Origin of the sequence: Pseudomonas sp. NPDC090201 (assembly GCF_044746825.1) — a bacterium.
GTDB lineage: Bacteria > Pseudomonadota > Gammaproteobacteria > Pseudomonadales > Pseudomonadaceae > Aquipseudomonas > Aquipseudomonas putida_AD.
Genome location: NZ_JBIVCX010000001.1, coordinates 753,136 through 776,051, shown reverse-complemented (window position 1 = coordinate 776,051; position 22,916 = coordinate 753,136). Strand labels below are relative to the sequence as shown.

Here is a 22,916-nt window from a genome sequence, read left to right as displayed (position 1 = left end):
CGACATTTAGAGTCGTAAAGTTCAGCCGAGGTGCTCCGTGGATATCATCGAAACGATCAAAGACCAGATTGCCAAAAACACCGTTCTGCTCTACATGAAAGGCGCCCCGAATGCCCCTCAGTGCGGCTTTTCGGCCAAGGCTTCCCAGGCGCTGATGGCATGCGGCGAGAAGTTTGCGTACGTCGACATCCTGCAGAACCCGGAAATCCGCGCCAACCTGCCAAAATATGCCAACTGGCCAACCTTCCCGCAGCTGTGGGTTGATGGCGAGCTGGTCGGCGGTAGCGACATCATCGTCGAGATGCACGCCGCAGGCGAACTGCAGCCGCTGATCAAGGCTGCCGTCGAGAAGAACGCGACTGCCTGATCCCGGTTGTTGAAAAAGGCCCCGGTCTCTTGCGAGATGCGGGGCTTTTTTGTGGGCGTCCATTTCATTGGCGCCCACCGCCTCGTAGCAGTCCGGCTTGCCGGCGTGGCGATCTCGCGGCCGCCCCCGCCGGCAAGCCGTGCTGCTACGGGTTCAAGCCGTTCTCAAGTCGCCCGATCACGCCGATCCCCCGTAGGAGCGCGCTTGCCCGCGACAGCGCCAGCCCAGACACCTTTTGATGAACTGACACACCGCAATCGCGGGCAAGCGCGCTCCTACGGCCTCCGGCCAGAAACCGGTCGCACGTACGACACAAACCCCGTAGCAGCCGGGCTTGCCCGCGGGATCGATCTTGAGGACGCCCCCCGCCGGCAAGCCGTGCTGCTACGGTTTTGCGGCGAACCCAATCCGGTGCCCGCCCGATTTCCCGGGGCATAAAAAAGCCCCGCCGGGCTGAACACCGGGCGGGGCTTTTTGGGGGAAGGCTGGAATCAGTCTTCTTCGCCCATTTGCGATTGCAGGTAATTCTCGATGCCGACCTTGTCGATCAGGCCCAGCTGGGTTTCCAGCCAGTCGATGTGCTCTTCTTCGGACTCCAGGATGTCCTCGAGCATTTCACGGCTGCCGAAGTCGCCAACGGTTTCGCAATGGGCGATGGCCGCTTTCAAATCTGCGTGCCCCTTGCGCTCGATCTTGAGGTCACACTCCAGCATTTCCTTGGTGTGTTCGCCGATCAGGATCTTGCCCAGGTCTTGCAGGTTCGGGATGCCTTCCAGAAACAGGATGCGCTTGATCAGTTTGTCAGCGTGCTTCATCTCGTCGATGGATTCTTTGTACTCGTGCTTGCCCAGCTTGTTCAGGCCCCAGTCTTCGTACATGCGTGCATGCAGAAAATACTGGTTGATCGCGACCAGCTCGTTTCCGAGGATCTTGTTGAGATGCTGGATGACTGTAATGTCGCCTTTCATGATCGAGGTCCTGTCGAAGATGTTCGTATATAAGCCGCAAGTCTGAGCTTCGAACAATCGCCTGTCAAACCTAAGTTATTGAATAATAAGTGAAAATTAATAGGAATAAGAATGTTTTTGTTCCGCATCTTATCGCTAACTAGTTGAATTACAGGCATAAAAAAACCGGACACTGGGTCCGGTTCTTTGAAATTCGCTGAATCAGGCAGCAGAAAATTCTGCAGGGTAGGCAAGGGCCGCCTGGGTCGTTTGCAGTTCAGTCAGGGTTTCACGCACCACTTCCTTCGCAAGGCAGGCACATTTCCCACATTTACTGGCGACACCCAAGGTCTCGCGCACTTCACGATAGCTGCAGCATCCTTCCATGATCGCTTCGCGGATTTGTCCGTCGGTGACACCTGTGCAGAGGCAGACATACATAAAAAAAGGACCGTCGCTGAGTTATTTGCGATATGGACGGATACTAATGTTAATGAGAATGCTTGTCAAAACTACTTCCTGACCTTCAGATGAAGGCCGATGAATGGTCGGGTGAAGGGATGCTAAAGCTCACGTTCCACTGTAGCAGCACGGCTTGCCGGCGGGGGCAGCCTCAAGATCGCTCCCGCCGGCAAGCCGTGCTGCTACGGGGTGTGCGAGCATAAAAAAACCGGCCGCGGGGGCCGGTTTGGGGGATAGCGCAGCAGGCTTCAGTCGTCGAAGTCGTGCCAGCCGCCCATTTCCTTCCAGCGGTTGACGATGCCGCAGAACAGCTCGGCAGTCTTCTCGGTGTCGTAGCGGGCCGAGTGGGCCTCGCGACCGTCGAAGTCGATGTCCGCCGACTGGCAGGCTTTGGCCAGCACGGTCTGACCATATGCCAGGCCCGCCAGAGTTGCGGTGTCGAAGCTCGAGAACGGATGAAACGGGTTACGCTTCATGTCCAGGCGCGTGACGGCCGCGTTGAGGAAGCCCAGGTCGAAGCTGGCGTTATGACCAACCAGAATCGCCCGCTTGCAGCCATTGGCCTTGAGGGCCTTGCGCACACCGCGGAAGATGTCGGTCAGCGCAGTCTCTTCGCTCACCGCCATGCGCAGCGGGTGGTCGAGCTTGATCCCGGTGAACTCCAGGGCCGCCGCTTCGATATTGGCACCTTCGAACGGCTCGACGCGGAAGAAGTAGGTGTGTTCCGGGAACACGAAGCCCTTGTCGTCCATGCCGATGGTGGTCGCTGCAATTTCCAGCAACGCATCGGTAGCGGCGTTGAAGCCTCCGGTTTCTACATCGACCACGACCGGGAGGTAGCCGCGAAAGCGTGCCGCCATCGGGTGCCGGGAGCCTGTGCCGCCGCCGGAACCTTCCTGTTCGTCGTCGTAAAGGTCTTCACTCACGCGTTTTCCTCCAGCAGGCGCCAGCGCAGTTTTTCACCGGCGCGCAGCGGGATGACCGACAGCTCGCCAAACGGCAGGCTGGCAGGGGCGGTCCATTCTTCACGAACCAGCGTGATGGTATCGGTATTGGCCGGCAGGCCGTAGAACGCCGGACCGTTGAGGCTGGCGAAGCCTTCGAGTTTGTCCAGCGCATTGCGCTGCTCGAACGCTTCGGCGTAGAGCTCGATGGCAGCATAGGCGGTGTAGCAGCCGGCACAGCCGCAGGCGGCTTCCTTGGCGTGCTGGGCGTGAGGTGCCGAGTCGGTGCCCAGGAAGAACTTGCTGCTGCCGCTGGTGGCTGCGTCCAGCAGGGCAACCTGGTGGGTGTTGCGCTTGAGGATCGGCAGGCAGTAGAAGTGCGGGCGAATCCCGCCAACCAGCATGTGGTTGCGGTTGTAGAGCAGGTGATGGGCAGTGATGGTCGCGCCGACGTTGGCCGAAGCCTCGTTGACGAACTGCACGGCATCGCCCGTGGTGATGTGCTCGAACACTACCTTGAGCGTCGGGAAACGCTCGACCACACGGCGCATGTGCTCATCGATGAAGATCTTTTCGCGGTCGAACACGTCGATGTCGCCGCGGGTCACTTCGCCGTGAATCAACAGCGGCATGCCGACTTCAGCCATGACTTCCAGCACATGGAAGATCTTGTCGACGCTGGTCACGCCGGAGTCGGAGTTGGTGGTCGCGCCGGCCGGGTACAGCTTGGCCGCATGCACGAAGCCACTGGCCTTGGCGGCGCGGATGTCTTCGGGCTGAGTCACGTCGGTGAGGTAAAGCACCATCAATGGCTCGAAACGGCTGCCTTGCGGACGCGCGGCGAGGATGCGCTGGCGATAGGCATCGGCCTGCTCGGCGTTGCGTACCGGCGGCACGAGGTTCGGCATGATGATGGCGCGGCCGAAGGTGCGGGCCACGTCGGCGACGGTGTGGGGCAGAACAGCGCCATCGCGAAGATGGATATGCCAGTCGTCGGGGCGCAGGAGGGTCAGGCGGTCGGACATTGGGAATTCCAGGCGGGTAAAACGTGCCCGAATGCTACCGGAAAAGACTCCTTCAGGCACTCGCTATCAAGTTTTGCAGGAACTATCCGATAGAGATGTGTAAGCGATAAATCTTGTTACGCGGTAAATTTTTTGTGGAGCCTCCCGTGCGCCAGCGATATCTAGCCCTGCTCAGCGCGTTTGCCAGCCTGCCCGCGATGGCACTCACTTTCCAGACCCGTCTGGAGAATATCGAGTGGAAGGTGGAAGGCGACCAGTTCGAGTGCCGCCTGAGCCAGCCGATCACCGACTTCGGTGCGGGCGAGTTCGTGCGTCGAGCGGGCGAGCAGGCGACGTTTCGCCTGAAGGCCAATGGCTACAGCCTGGCGGCAGGTTCTGCGACGCTGATTGCCGCCGCTGCGCCATGGCAGCCGGGTCGTGGCGATCTGAACCTGGGCGTGGTGAAAGTCGGCAACGGGGACATTCCTTTCAACACCAGCCAGGCCCAGGCGAGCCGGCTGATCGCGGGTCTGATGGAGGGCCGCAGCCCGGTCATCCGTCACAGCCTGCGCGACGGCGGCGGGGCGATGGAAGTTCGTCTGTTGCCGGTCAAGTTCACCTCGGCCTACAACCAGTTCCAGGCATGTACGGCCAAGTTGCTGCCGATGAATTTCGATCAGGTCAGCAAGTCGGAGATCGGCTTCCCGGGTGGCGGTATCGAACTCGATGCCCAAGCCAAGCGCCAACTCGACACCGTACTGGCTTACATGAGCGCCGATCCGTCGGTCAATCGCGTCGAACTGGACGGCCATTCCGATAACAGCGGCAATCGCCTGACCAACCGTGACCTGTCCCGTCGTCGGGCGCTGGCGGTCATGGATTACCTCAAGGCCCAGGGCATCCCGGAAGAGCAGATCACCGTGCGCTTCCATGGCGAGCAGTATCCGCTGGTACCCAATACCAATAATGCCAACCGGGCGCGCAACCGCCGGGTGAACATTCATCTGGAACGTGTCGCGCAGTTGAAGCCGGCAGTGGCGCCGGTGCAAGCCCCTTTACAGCCGCCCGCGCAACCCCCGGCACCTGTCCCGGCGCCTGCACCTGTGCCTGCGCCAGCGGCCACGCCAGCGCCAACCTCTACGCTGGGTTCGCCACCAAAAGCCTCGTGATTGGGGTCGTGTGATCGACAGATTCTGTCGCTTCGTCGTCAGAAGCTGTCGCGACACTGTAAATCCGCGGGTTTGAACGGTAGAATCATCGGTTTTCCGTACAACGCGTTGGAGTGATGGCATGGCGGACGTAAACAAGGTAGTTCTCGCGTATTCCGGTGGCCTGGATACTTCGGTAATCCTCAAGTGGCTGCAGGATACGTACAACTGCGAAGTGGTGACCTTTACCGCTGACCTGGGTCAGGGCGAAGAGGTCGAACCAGCACGCGCCAAGGCGCAAGCCATGGGCGTCAAAGAAATCTACATCGACGATCTGCGCGAAGAGTTCGTGCGTGATTTCGTCTACCCGATGTTCCGCGCCAACACCGTCTACGAAGGCGAGTACCTGCTGGGTACCTCCATCGCCCGTCCGCTGATCGCCAAGCGCCTGATCGAAATCGCCAACGAAACCGGCGCCGACGCCATTTCCCATGGCGCGACCGGCAAGGGTAACGACCAGGTGCGTTTCGAACTGGGCGCCTATGCACTCAAGCCGGGCGTGAAAGTCATCGCCCCATGGCGCGAGTGGGACCTGCTGTCCCGCGAGAAGCTGATGGACTACGCCGAGAAGCACGCGATCCCTATCGAGCGTCACGGCAAGAAGAAGTCCCCGTACTCCATGGACGCCAACCTGCTGCACATCTCCTATGAAGGCGGCGTGCTGGAAGACACCTGGACCGAGCACGAAGAAGACATGTGGCGCTGGACCGTTTCCCCGGAAAACGCGCCTGACAAGCCGCAGTACCTGGAACTGACCTACCGCAACGGCGACATCGTCGCGCTGGACGGCGTCGAAATGACCCCGGCTACCGTATTGGCCACCCTGAACAAGATCGGCGGCGAGCACGGCATCGGTCGTCTGGACATCGTCGAGAACCGTTACGTGGGCATGAAGTCCCGTGGCTGCTACGAAACCCCGGGCGGCACCATCATGCTCAAGGCGCACCGCGCCATCGAGTCGATCACCCTGGATCGCGAAGTCGCTCACCTCAAAGACGAGCTGATGCCTAAATACGCCAGCCTGATCTACACCGGCTACTGGTGGAGCCCTGAGCGTCTGATGCTGCAACAGATGATCGACGCGTCCCAGGCTCACGTGAACGGTGTCGTTCGCCTGAAGCTGTACAAGGGCAACGTGATCGTCACCGGCCGCAAGTCCGATGATTCGCTGTTCGACGCCAACATCGCGACCTTCGAAGAAGATGGCGGCGCTTACAACCAGGCCGATGCGGCGGGCTTCATCAAGCTCAACGCACTGCGCATGCGCATTGCCGCGAACAAGAACCGCAAGCTGTTCTGATCGCTGACCGCGTGAGATGCAACCCCGCTGCGGGGTTGCATCTGCCTCCAAATGCATCGAAAGTTTAACGGTCAGGTCGTCGGATTATTTATCTGAATGGCTCAGATCCGTCAGAAGACGACTGTTCAGGTTCGTCGATTTTCCCCGGACTTTTGAATTCAAAGCGATAAGCCTTGCCGATGTTCCAGACGTCGCGCACCGAAAGCCCCAGCAACTGTGCGATCTCCGGCACCGTATAACCCAGCGTCGAGTAATGCATTGCGTGGCCAGCCACAGTGTCATCGACGGAGGTGGTTTCCCGGTTACGCAGCGACCGTTTCCCCCTGACGGGCCTGCTGTAAACGATCTTCACGCCATGTTCGCTCGCCAGCCGCCTTATTTCCTTGCGGTTCATCCGCAGCGAGTACTGAATCGCGGTCACTCCCGCCCCTTTGGCCACCAGCCCCTTGAGCTGCTCCAGCTTCGCGTTCATCAACGTTTGCGGATCGGGCTGCGCCGGTGGTTGTGCCGGGGCTGAATCCCTGCTGGCCGAGGCTCCTTCGGCAACCACATTGATGATCCCTCCCTGGGCGACATAGCGTTCGATGGCCTGGGTAATCTCGAGGTTTTCAGTAAAAGTTTTCGCTGTTAATTCTGCTTTTCTGGTCATGGTTTATTCCTTTGAACATGTAGGTATAAGGCGTAGCCCGGCGAACATGCAGGGGCCCGGATAACTTTCACGCATCGGCTGCGGCATGTTCAGGGTTGGCCGAAGCCCGCTCGCGCTCGACATCAAGGCAAGATAAATAGCGGAATGGTGGTCAGGGTTGTTACAACTCGGGAGTGGCTTAGTGTGCCGTTTTAGTTATCGGATTAGAGCGGTAATTCATAAAAAAAGTAACGATTGAATTCGGGATTTGCAAGTAGAAAATATTTTTTTGAAAGGGTTTTTCAAAAGTGATTTCCAAGTTCTTACATGGGAGGCGCAGCGGTCTGTCAGTGTTGTAGTATTTTTCTTATTTGGGCGAAGTTGTCTGGATTTAATGAGAAGAATGGTATTACGTAGGCGTCGGAAGAATGCTTTGCTGCACAATCGTTACTGATGAGGCTGCATGACTACTCCTGCTGATTGATTCAGACCTGGGGGCTCCTCTTCGATTCATGACAAAAAAACGCTGGCTGCTCTGCGCCGAAGGGCCCGGCGGGACGAATGATGCGGATTCAGAAGTTTCCGAATATGTCGTAGGCTTTTTCCGTAAATATATATGTATGTAAAAAGACTTTTTCCAGTGTGTATTTTTCAACCACGCCGTTCGCTGAACGAGTCGTGGTGTGACTTGCAATATTTTCTGGTGGTGCACCTCTGGCATGTCCGCGCGATGCGCTTATTCTGATCGAATACGCCACCGCAAGGTTCGCTGGCCCGAAAGTCGGCCGGGCCGGCAAGGGGGCAGGGTCGGTTCAAGGCGCGCCGCCAGGATGAGTCGTCAGCCTTTCATTTTGGAAAGATCGTCCGCCGGGCGCGTATATATTCTTCACGTCGCGCTCGGACCGATCGAATAGTCCCATGAGGTATTACGCAAATGGACGAGCATGCTGTAGTAATGGGCGTGTGGGTTGTGTGGCCTACGCGCCACGAGCCTTCATCGCAGCTCACAGGAGTTCATCAGGCAGAGAAAGACAAATGGAAGCCCTGCCAATGAACGCATATAAGTCAAAAAATGTAGGAAATTTCTGTTGCTTGAGTGGGAAAGGTCTTTGCCTGCTTGTACAGCGGGAGGAGCGCCATGCAAAGCACTAAACGACTAAGCTATTGTGCGGGCTCTGAAAATTCGAATAGCGAAGAATGGATTGCTCATGAATAAAGTGTTGATCGTGGATGATCACCCTGTCATTCGACTCGCCGTGCGCATGTTGATGGAGCGCCACGGTTACGAGGTCATCGCCGAAACGGATAACGGTGTGGACGCACTGCAACTGGCGCGGGAGCATTTGCCCGACATCGTCATCCTGGACATCGGCATTCCCAAGCTCGACGGCCTGGAGGTCATCGCCCGTCTCACGGCCATGACATTGCCCTTCAAGGTGCTGATCCTGACGTCCCAGTCCCCCGGGCATTTCTCGATGCGCTGCATGCAGGCGGGCGCCGCAGGCTACGTGTGCAAGCAGCAGGACCTCACCGAGTTGCTCAGCGCGATCAAGGCCGTTTTGTCCGGGTACAGCTATTTCCCGAACCAGGCGCTGCACACGGTGCGTTCCAGCCTAGGCAATGCCAGCGAGGCAGAGATGGTCGATCGCCTGTCGGCGCGGGAAATGATGGTGCTGCAGCAGTTGGCGCGTGGGAAAACCAACAAGGAGATTGCCGATGGCATGTTTCTGAGCAACAAGACGGTCAGTACCTACAAGACCCGCTTGCTGCTCAAGCTCAACGCCCACTCGCTGGTGGACCTGATCGAACTCGCCCAGCGCAACGGGCTGGTGTAGGGATGGGCGTACATCCCTACCGGAATCTTGCAGGCTGCCCCAATTGAATTCATGTCGTCAGGCCTGGCCTCTCATGCTGCCCGAGAGGCTGTTGGCGCCCGAAGATCAGAGGTCGAAGTCGTAGTCCGCCAACTGCTTCTGCAAACGGCGTTCTTCCAGCAGGTTGTCGATGGTGCGGCGCTTGCTGAGGTTGGTCTTTGCGGTTTCCGCAGGTACTTGCGCGGCTTCGTCTGTATCTGTGGATACGAAGTCGTCGTCTACATCCATCTGCTCTTTGTCAGTACTCATGAAAGTCGACTCCAGGCTTAGACTGTCTTTGGCGCACCTTATAACGACAAACCTCGACCGGGTAAAAAAGATTTTTTCAATCGATCAACCCCTGTAAACGCTATCGCTCAATCGTCTGAGGTTTTCTGCTTGAATTCGCACAGGTCCTCGATTCTGCAACTGCCGCAGCGGGGCTTGCGGGCGATGCACACGTAGCGGCCATGTAGAATCAGCCAGTGGTGGGCGTCCAGCAGATAGTCTTTGGGAACGAACTTCATTAACTTGTTTTCGACCTCCACGACATTCTTGCCGGGTGCAATGCCGGTGCGATTGCTCACGCGAAAAATGTGGGTGTCCACCGCCATGGCCAGTTGCCGGAACGCGGTATTGAGCACGACATTCGCCGTCTTGCGTCCCACGCCGGGCAGTGCCTCAAGGGCTTCGCGGGTCTGCGGCACTTCTCCGCCATGCAGTTCGACCAGCATGCGGCAGGTCTCGATGACGTTCTTGGCCTTGCTGTTGTACAGGCCGATGGTCTTGATGTAGTCCGACAGCCCTTCGACGCCCAGGTCGTAGATCGCCTGGGGCGTATTGGCAACGGGATACAACCGGGCGGTCGCCTTGTTGACGCCTACGTCCGTGGCTTGAGCGGAGAGGATGACCGCGATCAGCAGTTCGAAAGGTGTGGTGTAGGAGAGTTCGGTTTTAGGGTCGGGATTGTCCTCGTGCAAGCGACGAAAAATTTCCAGACGTTTTGCTGCATTCATGAGAGGCGCTTTCCCTGGGAAACGGTCGTGTCGGGCGTCGGGTGTTCTGGCAGGTTCAAGCCGGGCCGGGTTCAAGGGCCTTGAGTGTGTGTTCGGCTTGCATAACCTGATCGCTCAAGGCGGCGATGTCCTCACTGGAGGCTTCAGCAGCCTGGGCCTTCTTCAGCGCGGCGCGACTCATCGCCAATTGAATCTTCGCGCGGTTCAGGGTGGCCTTGTCAGCTTTTTCCATCGCAGCGGGCGGTGCAGGCTGCGCGGCAGCCTCCCGCGATTCAGCGGCCTGCAGTTTCGCCAGCACCTCTTCAGCATCATCCAGCTCGCGCTGCATGACCACCAACTGCGCGGCTTGCTCGGCAATGGGCGGATGACCGAAGGCTTTCAGTGATTTGTTCAACTGGGCGCGGCTCATGGCAACGTTGATCCGTGCCTGCTTCAGTGCCGCCTCGGCATCCGGGGCTTTCTGGGCGCTGATCCTCGCCAATGCGGCCTGTACCGGGTCAGGCGTGGCCGCTCGTGGCGCTGTCAGCGGCTGCTTGCGCGCCAGGCGTTCTGCCTGCCGCTGGCGTTCCTCTCGCTGCAACCTGGCGCTGCGTGCTTCGAAGCGCTGGCGGGCGTGATTGCGTTTGGCTGTGCGCGCGGCTCGTTGAACGTCGTTCGCCGCCAGGCCGCCGACAATCGGCACCACGGTCGCCGGGGGCAGGGGAAGCATGTCGATACAGTCCACGGGGCAGGGCGCCACGCACAGGTCGCAGCCGGTGCATTCATCGACGATGACCGTGTGCATCAGCTTCGCGGCACCGACGATGGCATCCACCGGGCACGCCTGAATGCACTTGGTGCAGCCGATGCATTCGGCTTCGCGGATAAACGCGACCTGAGGCGGGGCGCTGCCGCGTCCGGTGTCCAGGGCGATGACGTTGACATTCAGCAGGTGCGCCAGGGCTGCGATGGTTTCATCGCCGCCAGGAGGACACTTGTTGATCGCTTCACCGCTGGCGATCCCTTCGGCGTAGGGCTTGCAGCCGGGGTGGCCGCATTTGCCGCACTGGGTTTGCGGCAACAGGGCGTCGATGCGCGAAATAAGGCTCATGATTTGACCCGGCCAACGCCCCGCAAGGAACGTTGGCCACGTGCAGGGTTACTTGATGCGCTGACCTGGCTTGGCGCCGCTGTCAGGGCTCAGCAGGTAGATCTCTTCGCCACCAGGGCCTGCCGCCATCACCATGCCTTCGGAGATGCCGAAACGCATTTTGCGCGGCTTGAGGTTGGCGATCATCATGGTCAGGCGACCTTCCAGTTCGGCGGGGTTCGGGTAGGCGCTCTTGATGCCGGAGAACACGTTGCGCTTCTCGTCACCGATGTCCAGGGTCAGGCGCAGCAGTTTGTCGGCACCTTCCACGTGCTCGGCCTTTTCGATCAGCGCGACGCGCAGGTCGATGGCGGCAAAGGCGTCGAAGTCGATTTCCGGCGACAGCGGGTCCTTGGCCAGTTCCCCATTGCCTTGTGGCGCGGAACCGGTGTCGGTGGCGCTGGCGGCGAGGTCTTCTTTCGAGGCGTTGGTCATGGCTTCCACTTTGGCCGGGTCGATACGGGTCATCAGGGCCTGGAACGGGTTCAACTGATGGTTGCTGAGCAGGGTCTGGTGGTCGTCCCAGGTCAGCGGGGCGACGTTGAGGAACTGTTCGGCGTCGGCCGCCAGGTTCGGCAGCACCGGCTTGAGGAAGATCACCAGTTGGCGGAACAGGTTCACGCCCAGGGCGCAGATGGCCTGGACTTCGTCCTGCTTGCCTTCCTGCTTTGCCAGCGACCACGGCGCCTTGTCGGCGATCCAGGCGTTGGCGCGGTCGGCCAGGGCCATGATTTCACGCATGGCACGGGCGAAGTCGCGGGCCTCGTAGGCTTCGGCGATGCTTGGGGCAGCGGCGAGGAAAGCGTCGGTCAGTTCCGGCGCGGCATTGCCGGCCACCAGCACGCCCGCGTTGCCCTTGTGAATGAAGCCTGCGCAGCGGCTGGCGATGTTGACCACCTTGCCGATCAGGTCGGAGTTGACCTTCTGCACGAAGTCTTCGAGGTTCAGGTCTAGGTCGTCGACGCCACGGCCCAGCTTGGCCGCGTAGTAGTAACGCAGGTACTCCGGCGACAGGTGCTCGAGGTAGGTGCGCGCCTTGATGAAGGTGCCGCGGGACTTGGACATCTTCTGGCCGTTGACGGTCAGGTAGCCGTGCACGTTGATGCCGCTCGGCTTGCGGAAGCCCGAACCTTCGAGCATGGCCGGCCAGAACAGGGCGTGGAAGTTGACGATGTCCTTGCCGATGAAGTGGTACAGCTCGGTGGTCGAATCCTTGTTCCAGAACGCGTCGAAATCCAGGTCCGGGGTGCGGTCGCACAGGTTCTTGAAGCTGGCCATGTAGCCGATAGGCGCGTCGAGCCAGACGTAGAAGTACTTGCCGGGTTCGTCCGGAATTTCAAAGCCGAAGTACGGCGCATCGCGGGAGATGTCCCACTGTTGCAGGCCAGAATCCAGCCATTCGGCGATCTTGTTCGCCACGGCGTCCTGCAGGGTGCCGCTGCGGGTCCAGCTTTTGAGCATGGCGTCGAAGGCAGGCAGGTCGAAGAAGAAGTGCTTGGAGTCCTTGAGCACCGGGGTCGCGCCGGAAATGGCCGATTTCGGGTCTTTCAGGTCGGTCGGGGCGTAGGTGGCGCCGCATTTTTCGCAGTTGTCGCCGTACTGGTCTTCGGTGCCGCACTTGGGGCAGGTGCCCTTGATGAAGCGGTCGGCCAGGAACATTTTCTTTTCCGGGTCGAAATACTGGGTCACCGAACGCGTGGCGATGTGTCCGGCGTCACGCAGACGGGTGTAGATCAGGCTCGACAGCTCGCGGTTTTCTTCGGCGTGGGTCGAGTGGAAGTTGTCGAAATCCACCAGGAAGTCGGCGAAGTCACCGCTGTGTTCGGCCTGGACATTGGCGATCAGCTGTTCAGGGGTGATCCCTTCCTTTTCCGCGCGCAGCATGATGGCCGAGCCGTGGGCGTCGTCCGCGCACACATAAATGCACTGGTTGCCGCGGTGCTTCTGGAAACGCACCCACATGTCGGTCTGGATGTACTCGAGCATGTGGCCAAGGTGAATGGAACCATTGGCATAGGGCAGGGCGCTGGTGACGAGGATCTTGCGTGGCTCGGACATGGGGCTCGGCTACTTGAAGTGAAACGGAGGTCGGTAACTATAAAGGCCTGAGCGTTTTTTTTCATCCCGCAGATGCGCGATCTGCGGCGTTCGCGAAATCTGGATACAACATCGCCGGTCGCGGGCAAGCGCGCTCCTACACATGCGAGCACCGGCCCGTAGCAGCACGGCTTGCCGGCGGGGGCGTCTTCAAGATCGCCGACGCCGGCAAGCCGGACTGCTACGGGGCGGGGTACAAACAAAGATCTTGATCTGGCTTTTGATCTTCTTACGCGATGGTGCAGACGACGCCGAACGCGACGTTAAGGCGCCAGGCCGAGCGCAGGTGTCGTGGAGGGGGATGAGCGGTATGGATGCCGCGAAAGCCGTGCGGGCCATGGATGGCCCATCATGGCGTGCCCCCGGAACGGCGCCGGAGTCGAGGGAAGTCCGAAGGACCCCAGCCAGGAGCAAATGGTTTGCCTACTTTCCCGGAAGAAAGTAGGTCGCCCGTAAGGGGCGAAACCCTAGAGTCCAACCACCGCGAAAACGGATCAACCCCCAATCCCGAAGTCACCCAGCGACGCGGAGCGTCTAACCAGGCTTTACCACGCGGAGCGTGGGAACGATCAACAAGGACGGCAGAAAAGCCGGATGCAAAACCCACCCCCCTCTCACCTGACAGACGCGGTAGGATAGCCGCCTGTTTTGCTCAGTCTTTTTCGGGAGTGACCCATGAGCGCCGTGAATCGCGCAACGGTGGAAGCCGTCCTTCGCCAGTACACCGATCCTTATTTGAATCAAGACCCGGTCAGCGCCGGTTGTGTGCGTGCCATCGACATCGAAGGTGACCGCGTCAACGTGCAGCTGGAACTGGGCTACGCCGCCGACCTGTTCAAGAACGGCTGGGCGCAGATGCTGCAAATGGCCATCGAAGGCCTGGACGGCGTGGCTTCGGCCAAGGTCCAGATCAGCACGCTGATTACCGCGCACAAGGCCCAAGGCCAGATCCCGGGCCTGGCCAGCGTCAAGAACATCGTTGCCGTGGCCTCGGGCAAGGGCGGCGTGGGTAAGTCCACCACCGCCGCGAACCTGGCCCTGGCACTGTCCCGCGAGGGTGCACGGGTGGGCATTCTGGACGCCGACATCTATGGCCCAAGCCAGGGCGTGATGTTTGGCATTCCGGAAGGCACGCGACCCAAGGTCAAGGACCAGAAATGGTTCGTTCCGATCGAAGCCCATGGCATCGAAGTCATGTCGATGGCCTTCCTGACCGACGACAACACACCCATGGTCTGGCGCGGGCCGATGGTCTCCGGCGCGCTGCTGCAGCTCATCACCCAGACCGCCTGGAACGACCTGGACTACCTGGTCATCGACATGCCGCCAGGCACCGGCGATATCCAGTTGACCCTGGCGCAGAAGGTCCCGGTGGCTGGCGCGGTCATCGTCACCACCCCACAGGACCTGGCGTTGCTGGACGCGAAAAAGGGTGTCGAGATGTTCCGCAAGGTCAACATCCCGGTGCTGGGCGTGGTCGAGAACATGGCCGTGCACATCTGCTCGAACTGCGGCCATGCCGAGCACCTGTTCGGTGAAGGTGGCGGCGAGAAGCTCGCCTCGCAGTACGGCGTGGAACTGCTGGCGTCGCTGCCTTTGTCGATGCTGATCCGCGAGCAGGCCGACGGTGGCAAACCCACGGCCATCGCAGAACCTGAAAGCCAGATCGCCATGGTCTATCAGGAGCTGGCGCGTCACGTTGGCGCGCGCATTGTGTTGCAGGAAGCGGCAACGCCTGCGATGCCCAACATTTCCGTCAGCGACGATTGAGTGACGGCCGTTCCCGCGCAACAGGTTAGGGAACGGCAAGGCTCATGCCTTCACTGCGAAGCGGCGCTGCCAGTTGGTTGAAGCTGACAGCGCCGTTGTTTTTTCGCAGGCATAAAAAAACCCCGCTGCGAGAGCGGGGTTCTTATCAAGCGAGGAAGCGCAAGTTAGACAACTTGTACTTCTTCAGCCTGCATGCCTTTCTGGCCGCGGGTAGCGACGAAAGAAACCTGCTGGCCTTCTTTCAGGGTTTTGAAACCGTCAGCCTGGATGGCTTTGAAGTGTACGAACAGGTCGTCACCGGATTGTGGGGTGATGAAGCCGAAGCCTTTCTCATCGTTGAACCACTTGACGGTACCGGTTTGGCGATTAGACATGGTGTATCTCCTTGGACAAAGTTAACTGCGACTCAGGAAGTACCCTGGCCGAGACTGAGTGCAAAGAGCAGGAAAAATTCTTGGAGATGGTTGGATCGAAATTCAACATCGTGTAGAGATTCTCAGTGACACAAGCAACACAGTGGACGCACCTTACCCCTTTTTCAGCAATGTGCCAATGGCATTCGGACGTTTATTTCCCCAGATGACCGACGGTTTGCAGCCCGCGCCGTTCGCAGTCTTTGTGCCGCACGCCCGACCCCGGTAAGATGCCCGACATCTTTTTCACCTCGCTATTCAGGACAACGCCATGAGCATCAAATCGGACAAGTGGATTCGCCGCATGGCGCAAGAGCACGGCATGATCGAGCCCTTCGTGGAACGCCAGATGCGCGGCGAAGGCCCGGACCGCCTGATCTCCTTTGGTGTGTCCAGCTACGGCTACGACGTGCGCTGCGCCGACGAATTCAAGGTGTTCACCAACATCAATTCGGCGACCGTCGATCCGAAAAATTTCGACGAGAAGAGCTTCGTCGACATCAAGAGCGACGTCTGCATCATCCCGCCGAACTCGTTCGCGCTGGCCCGCACGGTCGAATATTTCCGCATCCCGCGCAACGTCCTGACCATCTGCCTGGGCAAAAGCACCTACGCGCGCTGTGGCATCATCGTCAACGTGACGCCGCTTGAGCCTGAATGGGAAGGCCACGTGACGCTGGAGTTCTCCAACACCACCACGCTGCCGGCCAAGATCTACGCCAACGAAGGCGTGGCGCAGATGCTGTTCCTCGAATCCGACGAAGAATGCGAGGTTTCCTACAAGGATCGCGGTGGTAAATACCAGGGTCAGCGTGGTGTCACACTGCCACGTACCTGATTGCACCGTTGGTCATCCTGAAAAGGAATTTGTCGGGAAAAGCGCACTCTATTGACTGAACTGTTCCCATCCGCGCCTCGCGGATGGGGCCTACGCTCAGGAGTGCCCTATGAAGAGACAACACAAACCGAGCAGCAAGGAGTACGACCCCGGACAGAACCAGGTCGGAATGCTGGCTTGGTCGCTGTTAGCGCATCCCCATCTGAACAACATGGTTGCCGGCGGCATTCCCGGCCAGCCAACGCCCGATACGCCCAACGATTACCCCCAGCCTGAAGAGCCCGGCGAGCCGACGTTGCCAGACGAGCCGCCTCCCGCTCCGGTTGCCTGACCCCTATTTCCCCGATGGCCCCTTTCCGGCTATCCACTTCGTAGCAGCACGGCTTGCCGGCGGGGGCGATGTAAAGATCGCCCCCGCCGCAGCGGGTATGCCAGATAAATCCTGTGGGAGCGGGCTTGCCCGCGAATGCGTCGGCACCTAGTGCCCAGGTCGTGGCTGGGCGACCGTCTTCGCGGGCAAGCCCGCTCCCACAGCGATCGCACTCATCTGGGGACCGTGCCCACGGTTCCCTCTATACGGCTTCCCACACCGCTCCATCCCCCACCACATACACCCGGCTGCCCGGCTGGCGTTCGATGTTCATGCCGCCTGTGAACGCGCCGAACGCCGGCAGCAGGCTTATGTTTTGCAAAATGTAGAAGCATGGCAGGCGCAGGCGTTGTCGGCCTTTGCCCAGCAGTCGGTAGGCCGGGTGCACATGGCCAGCCAGTACGTGATGGCTGGAATGCGGCGTGGGCTCATGTTGCAAGGCGAACGGGCCCAGTAAAAGCGGTTCAGCTACCACCTGAAACCCCAGGCTGGCCGGTGGATCGCCCGCGCGTTTGTCGTGGTTGCCGCGGATGAGGGTGATTTGGAGTGAGGGATGCCGCTGGCGCCAGTCCTGCAACGCGGCCAGCGTCGCCGAGGCGTGGGATTCGGGGGCGTGGAGAAAGTCCCCCAGAAAGATCAGCCGCTCGCAGTCGTACCCGGCCAGCAGCGCATCGAGCCGCGCAAGATTGTGATCGGTGGTGCCGTGGGGCACTGGCTGCCCGAGCCGACGGTACGCGGCGGCCTTGCCGAAATGGGCGTCGGCGATCAGCAGCGCGCGTTCGGCAGGGTAATAAATGGCCTTGTCTGCCAGCAGCCACAGCTCGGTGCCTGCCAACTGGATCGCAAGGTAGGGCCTCATGAACTCACCTCCGGCCCTGCCGCGGTCTCGAGGTCGCGCACCATCCGCGCGATCCGGTCGGACAGTTTCTCGGTGCTCATGCTCTCACGCATGCGCTCCACCAGCAGCGGGAAGGCCATGGGTGTGGGCCGCTTGATCAGGTGCAAGTCCAGGGTGCGCTGATTGATTCGGCGCAGCGTGTGTTCAAGGCGGCTGACGTCCAGCTCCTGACGCAACACCTCTTCCTCGGCCTGAGTCAGCAACAGGTTGCCTGCGTCATACTGCTTGAACACCTCGAAGAACAGGCCGCTGGAGGCTTGCAACTGACGGTTGCTTTTCGGGGCGCCGGGGTAGCCTGAGAACACCAGCCCGGCAATCCGGGCGATTTCCCTGAAGCGGCGCAGGGCCAGTTCACCGGCGTTGAGGCTGGCAATGATGTCAGCCAGCAGTCCGTCCTCGCTGAAGAGTTGCGGGTTCAGCTGTGCTGACCAGTCCACTTCGGTCGCGCTCAGCAGCTCGAAGCCGTAGTCGTTGACGGCGATGGAGAAGGTCAGCGGCGTGTCTCGGCTCAAACGCCAGGCCAGCAGGCTCGCCAGGCCCAGGTGCACATGGCGCCCGGCGAACGGATACAGGAACAGGTGCCAGCCCTCCCGGGACTTGAGCACCTCGGCCAGCAGCGAATCCTTGCGCGGCAGGGATGACCATTGGCGCTGAACTTCCAGCAGCGGGCTGATGCTGTGCATTTCCGGGCCATCGAACACATTGTGGGCAGCGGCGTCGAATCGGGCGACCACCGCGTCGGCCAACTCGCTGGACAGTGGCATACGTCCGCCATTCCAGCGTGGGACCGCCGCCTTCTTGGTTGTAGCCCGTTTCACATAGGCGGTCATGTTTTCCACCCGTACCAGCTCAAGCAGGCGTCCGCTGAACAGAAAGCCATCACCGGGCTTCAACCGGGCGATGAAACCTTCCTCGACGCTGCCCAGCGAGCCACCCCCGCCGCCTTTGCTCCAGTACTTCACGTTGATGCTGGCATCGCTGACGATGGTGCCGACGCTCATGCGATGGCGCCGGGCCAGACGTGCATCGGGCACGCGCCAGATGCCGTGCTCGTCAGGCTCGACCCGGCGATAATCCGGGTAGGCCGTGAGGGACAGCCCGCCGTGGCGCACGAAGGCCAGCGCCCAGTCCCATTCTTCGTCGGTAAGCTGGCGATAGGCCCAGGCCGTACGAACCTCGGCCAGCAGCTCGTCAGGCAAGAAACCGCCGCCCAACGCCATGCTGACCAAATGCTGTACGAGGACATCCAGCGGCTTGTGGGGCGATTCCCGGGGTTCGATCAGACGTGCCTCTACGGCGTCCCGGGCCGCGGCGGCTTCCACCAGTTCCAGGCTGTGGGTCGGCACCAGCGTCACGCGGGATGGCCGACCCGGCGCATGGCCCGAACGACCGGCCCGCTGCATCAGACGGGCGACGCCCTTGGCCGATCCGATCTGCAGCACGCGCTCCACGGGCAGAAAATCCACCCCCAGATCAAGGCTGGAGGTGCAGACCACGGCCTTGAGATGGCCCTCCTTCAGGGCACGTTCGACCCAGTCGCGAACCTCGCGCGACAGCGAGCCATGGTGCAGCGCGATCAATCCGGCCCAGTCTGGCCGGGCTTCAAGCAGCGCCTGATACCAGATCTCCGATTGCGCCCGGGTGTTGGTGAACAGCAGGCAACTGGCACTGCTGTCCACCTCGGCCAGCACCTGGGGCAACATGCGCAGCCCCATGTGCCCGGCCCAGGGAAAACGCTCGATGGAAGGGGCGATGAGGGTATCGACGATCAGTTCCTTGACCACCTTGCCCTCGACCGTGGTGCCGTGTTCACCCACCAGCACCTGCTGCGCGTGGGCCTGATTGCCCAGAGTGGCGGACAGCCCCCAGACGATCAGTTCGGGATTCCACCGGCGCAGGCGCGCCAGGGCCAGTTGCAACTGCACGCCGCGCTTGTTGCCGATCAGTTCGTGCCACTCGTCGACGACAATCATTTTCAAGGTCGAGAAAATCACCTGGGCGTCGGCGCGGGTCAGCAACAGCGTCAGGCTTTCCGGAGTGGTGATCAGGGACGAGGGCAGGCGTCGCCCCTGTTTGGCGCGTTCGCTGCTGGAGGTGTCGCCGGTACGCAGGCCGACACTCCAGGGGATGTCCAGATCCAGCAGCGGCGCTTCGAGCGCCCGCGCAGTATCGGCGGCCAGGGCACGCATGGGCGTGATCCACAGCACCGTCAGGGGCGCGGCGGGCGCTTTGCGTTTGCGCGGTTTTTCTTCAGATGGAGGAGGGGGCTTGCGGGCGAAGCTGTTGAGCGCCGCGAACCACACTGAATAGGTCTTGCCCGCGCCGGTGCTGGCGTGCAGCAGCCCGGACTCGCCGCGAGCGACGGCATCCCAGACGGCCTGTTGAAAGGCGAAGGGTTTCCAGCCGCGAGCCGCGAACCAGCGTTTGGCGAAGGGAGTGGTTTTGGGCATGCGACGGCTCTGACCGGGTTTAAGTCAAAGACCGCCGCTTGACGCATTTAGTTTGATGCGTGTGCAGCTCAGACGCCTTTGGGGCCTTTGACCGCGTCGATGCTCTGCACCACGGCCTCTTCGGCCGCCACTTCGGCCTTGGTCTTGAGCTTGCTCAGTTCGGCGCCGGCTCTTTCGATGCGGGCCCGGGCGATGTCCATGTCGCTGCGGCTCTTTTCCAACAGCGCCTTGGCCGAGCAGTGCCCGGTGATGCCGCGGGCCAGTACGGCGCCGCCGATGGCCAGTTGCACCAGTCCGAAGATCCCGCCGCGGCGCAGGCCCTTGCCCATCATCAGTACGCCACCGGCCAACGAGCCGATGCGCTCCCAGCCCTGGACGTTCTGTGGCGCCACTTCATCGTGCAGCGTGCGTTCGACGCGTTTCAGGATCGGGGTATCACTCATGATGCGTTCTCCATGAAGAGGTAAGGTCCTTAAAGCTGACTGTCACAAACGCGAACTGTTCAATGCGTCTGTCGCGGCAGGGGCTCAGGTGCGGTCGGTTTCGCGACCGAATTGCGGGCCTGAGCGGGTGTTGTTGCCTTTGGCCATGCGGTCGTAGAGCACCACGTTGACGGTCGCTGCGAGGTTCATGCAGCCGGTGGTGGGGATATAGACCACGTCTTCGCACCAGTCGCGGATCTCTTTGTCCAGCGAGCCGTCTTCGGGGCCGAAGATGTAGATGGCTCGGTCCGGGTGGGTGTATTCAGGCAGTGCCCGAGCGCCCTCGACCAGCTCCACCGCGACCGGCACACAACCCAGCGGAATGATTTTCTTCAGGTCGTCGATGCCGATCAGCGGAATGTCCTGGTGGATCTTCTTGGTGTCGGTGACGAAATCCCGAGCCCGCTCGTAGCGCTTGCCGGTGTAGAACACCGACGCCACGCCATAGCAGCCCGCCGCACGCATCACGGACCCCACGTTTTCCGGGGATTTGGGGTTGTACAAGCCGATGCAGGCGTAACGTTTGTTGGCCACGGGGAGAGGGTGCTCTTCAGGGAAAGCGCGGGATTATACGCGGGGGGGAAGACACTGGGGATACCGTAGGAGCGCGCTTGCCCGCGATGGCGGCTGTGCATTCGACGGATTTCCATCGCCTGACACGGCCAGTCGCGGGCAAGCGCGCTCCTACAGGCTCAATCTTCTTTCTTCATCAATCCGGCGAGGGCTGCAAACGGATTGTGCGTGGCCTTGGCCGTTTTCGGCGTGCCCAGGGACGAGTCCGAGAAGTACTGCTGGTCGGTGTAGCGCGAGTGTTCGTTGTCATGGCAGAACAGGCAGAGCAGTTCCCAGTTCGAGCCGTCTTGCGGGTTGTTGTCGTGGTTGTGGTCACGGTGGTGAACGGTCAGCTCGCTCAGGCGCTTGCCGGAAAACTCCCGGGCGCAGCGGCCGCAGACGTGGGGGTACATCTTCAGCGCTTTGTCGCGGTAGCCCATTTCCTTGTCGCGCTTGGCATCGGCAAGGATGCGGTCGAGCTTGGAGGTATTGGTGGAGCTCATGGTGTCACCTGGTTCGTGTACGGTTGGCAATGGTCCGATTCTAGCGTTTCGGGCGCCATTGGCCGCAGTTTTTTTAGGCCGGGCGACAAGGGGATCAGCCCTTGAGTTTCTCGGCGATCCAGATGGTATGCCGCGTGCCTTTGTTGCCGTGGGCGTACACCTTGACCTCTTCGGCCTTGAAGCCGGCCTTGCGCAGTTTGTCGCTGAAGGCGGCGTCGGCGCTGGCAGACCACACCGCCAGCACGCCCTTGGGCCGCAGGGCCGTGGCGCAGGCGGCCAGGCCCCCGGCCGAATAGAGCCAGCTGTTGGCTTTCTGGGTCAGGCCTTCGGGGCCGTTATCGACATCGAGCATGATCGCGTCGAAGCCTTGAGGCTCGCTTTTCAGCACCTTGGCGACGTCCTGGATGACCACCTTGGCGCGCGGATCCTGCAACGGATTGCCTGATTTCTCACCCAGCGGGCCGCGATTCCACTCAACCACCCCAGGCACCAACTCGGCCACCACCACCTCGCCGTTCTTGCCCAGGTGCTTGAGGGCGGACGCCAGGGTGAAGCCCATGCCCAGCCCGCCAATCAATACCCGAGGTTGCGTGCGCGAGGCGACTTTCTTGCAGGGAATTTCCGCCAGCGCATCTTCGGAACCATGCATGCGGGTGTTCATCAACTGGCCGCCGTCGCCGCCCTGGATCTTGATCACGAAATCTTCGCCGTACTCGAACAGGCACAGGGCGCCGCCGTTATCGGGAATCGGGGTGGTGTCGAGCAGAACGAAACGTTTCATGGGGGACTCGTCGAGGGGCGCGGCCGGGGCACAGGGCAATTTGTCAGCGCACGAAGCCCTGCGCAGGAGTAGCCTGAGCGTCACAGCAGAAGATTGGCAGTGGAGGCCAACGATGAAGCGGTCCATTCTAGCGGCGATTGCTGCGCTGATGCTTGGCGTATCGCCGGTTTTTGCCGAAAGCCTGCAACCTGTACTCAACACGCCGGAGCCTGTGGCGGCCACCTCGGGGTCACCGGGCACTGCAACGCCGACCCCGTATCCGCAGATTTCCCCGCCCAGCGTTCCCCACGTGGGCGGGCAGGGGAATCCGCCACTGTTGCCGAAAATCCCCCAGCCCGGCCCGCCGAAAGAGGATGAGCCGTTGCCGGGGTTGCAGCCGCAGCAGCCGGGCAAGCCCAATCAATGATTGGCGTGCGCTATTCCTGCTGCGCCAACACCTGCCCATCCATCATGCGCAAGCGCTTGGACATGGCGATGGCAATGGCGCGGATGATCTTGGCGGCGACCTTGGGGGCGTCGTTGAGCATCTTGTCCAGCGAGTCACGGCCCAGGTTCAGCAGGTAGCAACTGGAAGCGGCGATGCAACTGGCCGAGCGGCGTTCTCCGTCCAGCACGGCCATCTCGCCGAACGCCCGGCCCGCCCGCAGAATGGCCGTTTCCACCAGCTTGCCTTCGCCATTGACCTTCTGCACCGACACCGTGCCCGAATGAATGATGCACATGAAGGTGCCCGCATCGCCTTCGTTGAAGATCGCCTCGCCTTTTTCGATATTGCTGATGCTGAAGTAACCCGCCGCCGCAGAAAAGTCGGCAGGGGTCAGGGCCAGGAACAGCCCACAGTCCATCAGCATTTCGCGGATTTCATTGTTCAGAGATGAAGGTGTCGGCATGGCATGTTCTTGTT

General features: G+C 60.8%; 25 protein-coding genes. 8 read left to right on the top strand and 17 right to left on the bottom strand.

Going from position 1 to position 22,916, the window contains the following annotated elements:
* Positions 1-37: 37 nt before the first annotated feature.
* On the top strand, positions 38-367 hold the full coding sequence (gene grxD / locus ACIPOO_RS03605; protein WP_093461226.1) for a Grx4 family monothiol glutaredoxin: 330 nt from the start codon (positions 38-40) through the stop codon (positions 365-367).
* Between the two features lie 491 nt (positions 368-858).
* On the opposite strand, the gene bfr is transcribed toward grxD, so the two are convergent.
* From bfr to pyrC, 4 genes are all read right to left on the bottom strand, one after another.
* Positions 859-1,335 carry a bacterioferritin gene (gene bfr / locus ACIPOO_RS03600; RefSeq protein WP_400604470.1) on the bottom strand — a complete coding sequence of 159 codons (477 nt, stop codon included), beginning with the start codon at positions 1,333-1,335 and terminating at the stop codon, positions 859-861.
* Positions 1,336-1,536: 201 nt separating this feature from the next.
* Positions 1,537-1,755, bottom strand: coding sequence for a bacterioferritin-associated ferredoxin (locus tag ACIPOO_RS03595; RefSeq protein WP_274135103.1), 219 nt, complete (start codon positions 1,753-1,755; stop codon positions 1,537-1,539).
* Positions 1,756-2,024: 269 nt separating this feature from the next.
* A complete protein-coding gene (gene rnt, locus ACIPOO_RS03590; RefSeq protein ID WP_274136763.1) occupies positions 2,025-2,702 on the bottom strand; it encodes a ribonuclease T in 678 nt (225 codons plus the stop codon).
* Positions 2,699-3,745: a dihydroorotase gene (pyrC, locus tag ACIPOO_RS03585; protein ID WP_400604467.1), complete on the bottom strand. Its 1,047-nt coding sequence runs from the start codon at positions 3,743-3,745 to the stop codon at positions 2,699-2,701. The genes rnt and pyrC overlap by 4 nt, the downstream gene beginning before the upstream one ends.
* Positions 3,746-3,891: 146 nt before the next feature.
* Between pyrC and ACIPOO_RS03580 the strand changes: the two genes are divergently transcribed.
* Positions 3,892-4,893: an OmpA family protein gene (locus tag ACIPOO_RS03580; protein WP_400604465.1), complete on the top strand. Its 1,002-nt coding sequence runs from the start codon at positions 3,892-3,894 to the stop codon at positions 4,891-4,893.
* Positions 4,894-5,014: 121 nt separating this feature from the next.
* Positions 5,015-6,232 (top strand): argininosuccinate synthase, encoded by a 1,218-nt coding sequence (locus ACIPOO_RS03575; protein ID WP_274136758.1) that lies wholly within the window; start codon positions 5,015-5,017, stop codon positions 6,230-6,232.
* An 88-nt stretch (positions 6,233-6,320) separates the two neighbouring features.
* Here ACIPOO_RS03575 and ACIPOO_RS03570 read toward each other — a convergent pair whose 3' ends face one another.
* Positions 6,321-6,881, bottom strand: coding sequence for a hypothetical protein (locus ACIPOO_RS03570; protein ID WP_400604463.1), 561 nt, complete (start codon positions 6,879-6,881; stop codon positions 6,321-6,323).
* Between the two features lie 1,187 nt (positions 6,882-8,068).
* Here ACIPOO_RS03570 and ACIPOO_RS03565 point away from each other — a divergent pair.
* Entirely contained in the window at positions 8,069-8,695 is a 627-nt protein-coding gene (locus tag ACIPOO_RS03565; protein ID WP_274136755.1) for a response regulator transcription factor, read from the top strand.
* A gap of 105 nt (positions 8,696-8,800) precedes the next feature.
* Here ACIPOO_RS03565 and ACIPOO_RS03560 read toward each other — a convergent pair whose 3' ends face one another.
* The 4 genes from ACIPOO_RS03560 to metG form a co-directional block, all read right to left on the bottom strand.
* Positions 8,801-8,983, bottom strand: coding sequence for a PA3496 family putative envelope integrity protein (locus tag ACIPOO_RS03560; protein WP_274136753.1), 183 nt, complete (start codon positions 8,981-8,983; stop codon positions 8,801-8,803).
* A 107-nt stretch (positions 8,984-9,090) separates the two neighbouring features.
* Positions 9,091-9,729: an endonuclease III gene (gene nth / locus ACIPOO_RS03555; RefSeq protein ID WP_400604460.1), complete on the bottom strand. Its 639-nt coding sequence runs from the start codon at positions 9,727-9,729 to the stop codon at positions 9,091-9,093.
* 55 nt (positions 9,730-9,784) lie between these two features.
* A complete protein-coding gene (gene rsxB / locus ACIPOO_RS03550) occupies positions 9,785-10,819 on the bottom strand; it encodes an electron transport complex subunit RsxB (RefSeq protein ID WP_400604458.1) in 1,035 nt (344 codons plus the stop codon).
* A 48-nt stretch (positions 10,820-10,867) separates the two neighbouring features.
* Complete coding sequence (gene metG / locus ACIPOO_RS03545; RefSeq protein WP_400604456.1) at positions 10,868-12,916, bottom strand: methionine--tRNA ligase; 2,049 nt, start codon at positions 12,914-12,916, stop codon at positions 10,868-10,870.
* 714 nt (positions 12,917-13,630) lie between these two features.
* Here metG and apbC point away from each other — a divergent pair.
* A complete protein-coding gene (gene apbC, locus ACIPOO_RS03540) occupies positions 13,631-14,725 on the top strand; it encodes an iron-sulfur cluster carrier protein ApbC (protein WP_274136799.1) in 1,095 nt (364 codons plus the stop codon).
* 164 nt (positions 14,726-14,889) lie between these two features.
* Here apbC and ACIPOO_RS03535 read toward each other — a convergent pair whose 3' ends face one another.
* Complete coding sequence (locus ACIPOO_RS03535) at positions 14,890-15,099, bottom strand: cold-shock protein (RefSeq protein ID WP_274136797.1); 210 nt, start codon at positions 15,097-15,099, stop codon at positions 14,890-14,892.
* A gap of 310 nt (positions 15,100-15,409) precedes the next feature.
* Between ACIPOO_RS03535 and dcd the strand changes: the two genes are divergently transcribed.
* Complete coding sequence (gene dcd / locus ACIPOO_RS03530; protein ID WP_016965530.1) at positions 15,410-15,976, top strand: dCTP deaminase; 567 nt, start codon at positions 15,410-15,412, stop codon at positions 15,974-15,976.
* A gap of 109 nt (positions 15,977-16,085) precedes the next feature.
* Positions 16,086-16,307, top strand: coding sequence for a hypothetical protein (locus tag ACIPOO_RS03525; protein WP_274136796.1), 222 nt, complete (start codon positions 16,086-16,088; stop codon positions 16,305-16,307).
* A 241-nt stretch (positions 16,308-16,548) separates the two neighbouring features.
* Here the strand turns inward: ACIPOO_RS03525 and pdeM are convergent, their stop codons facing one another.
* The 6 genes from pdeM to ACIPOO_RS03495 all read right to left on the bottom strand — a co-directional run bounded on the left by pdeM (position 16,549) and on the right by ACIPOO_RS03495 (position 22,012).
* Positions 16,549-17,205: a ligase-associated DNA damage response endonuclease PdeM gene (gene pdeM, locus ACIPOO_RS03520; protein ID WP_400604452.1), complete on the bottom strand. Its 657-nt coding sequence runs from the start codon at positions 17,203-17,205 to the stop codon at positions 16,549-16,551.
* Positions 17,202-19,694, bottom strand: coding sequence for a ligase-associated DNA damage response DEXH box helicase (locus ACIPOO_RS03515; RefSeq protein ID WP_400604450.1), 2,493 nt, complete (start codon positions 19,692-19,694; stop codon positions 17,202-17,204). Before ACIPOO_RS03515 ends, pdeM begins: the two co-directional genes overlap by 4 nt.
* 68 nt (positions 19,695-19,762) lie before the next feature.
* Positions 19,763-20,137, bottom strand: a complete 375-nt coding sequence (locus ACIPOO_RS03510; RefSeq protein WP_274136793.1) for a DUF2892 domain-containing protein — start codon at positions 20,135-20,137, stop codon at positions 19,763-19,765.
* Positions 20,138-20,221: 84 nt separating this feature from the next.
* Positions 20,222-20,710, bottom strand: a complete 489-nt coding sequence (locus tag ACIPOO_RS03505; protein ID WP_074752637.1) for an RNA methyltransferase — start codon at positions 20,708-20,710, stop codon at positions 20,222-20,224.
* Between the two features lie 158 nt (positions 20,711-20,868).
* A complete protein-coding gene (locus ACIPOO_RS03500) occupies positions 20,869-21,231 on the bottom strand; it encodes a YajD family HNH nuclease (protein WP_274134278.1) in 363 nt (120 codons plus the stop codon).
* A gap of 94 nt (positions 21,232-21,325) precedes the next feature.
* Positions 21,326-22,012 (bottom strand): spermidine synthase, encoded by a 687-nt coding sequence (locus ACIPOO_RS03495; protein WP_274134279.1) that lies wholly within the window; start codon positions 22,010-22,012, stop codon positions 21,326-21,328.
* Between the two features lie 112 nt (positions 22,013-22,124).
* Between ACIPOO_RS03495 and ACIPOO_RS03490 the strand changes: the two genes are divergently transcribed.
* The gene (locus ACIPOO_RS03490; protein ID WP_400604447.1) at positions 22,125-22,418 is read left to right on the top strand and encodes a hypothetical protein; all 294 of its coding nucleotides are present in this window, start codon (positions 22,125-22,127) and stop codon (positions 22,416-22,418) included.
* Between the two features lie 10 nt (positions 22,419-22,428).
* On the opposite strand, the gene ACIPOO_RS03485 is transcribed toward ACIPOO_RS03490, so the two are convergent.
* Entirely contained in the window at positions 22,429-22,902 is a 474-nt protein-coding gene (locus tag ACIPOO_RS03485) for a cyclic nucleotide-binding domain-containing protein (RefSeq protein ID WP_274134281.1), read from the bottom strand.
* Positions 22,903-22,916 lie beyond the last annotated feature (14 nt).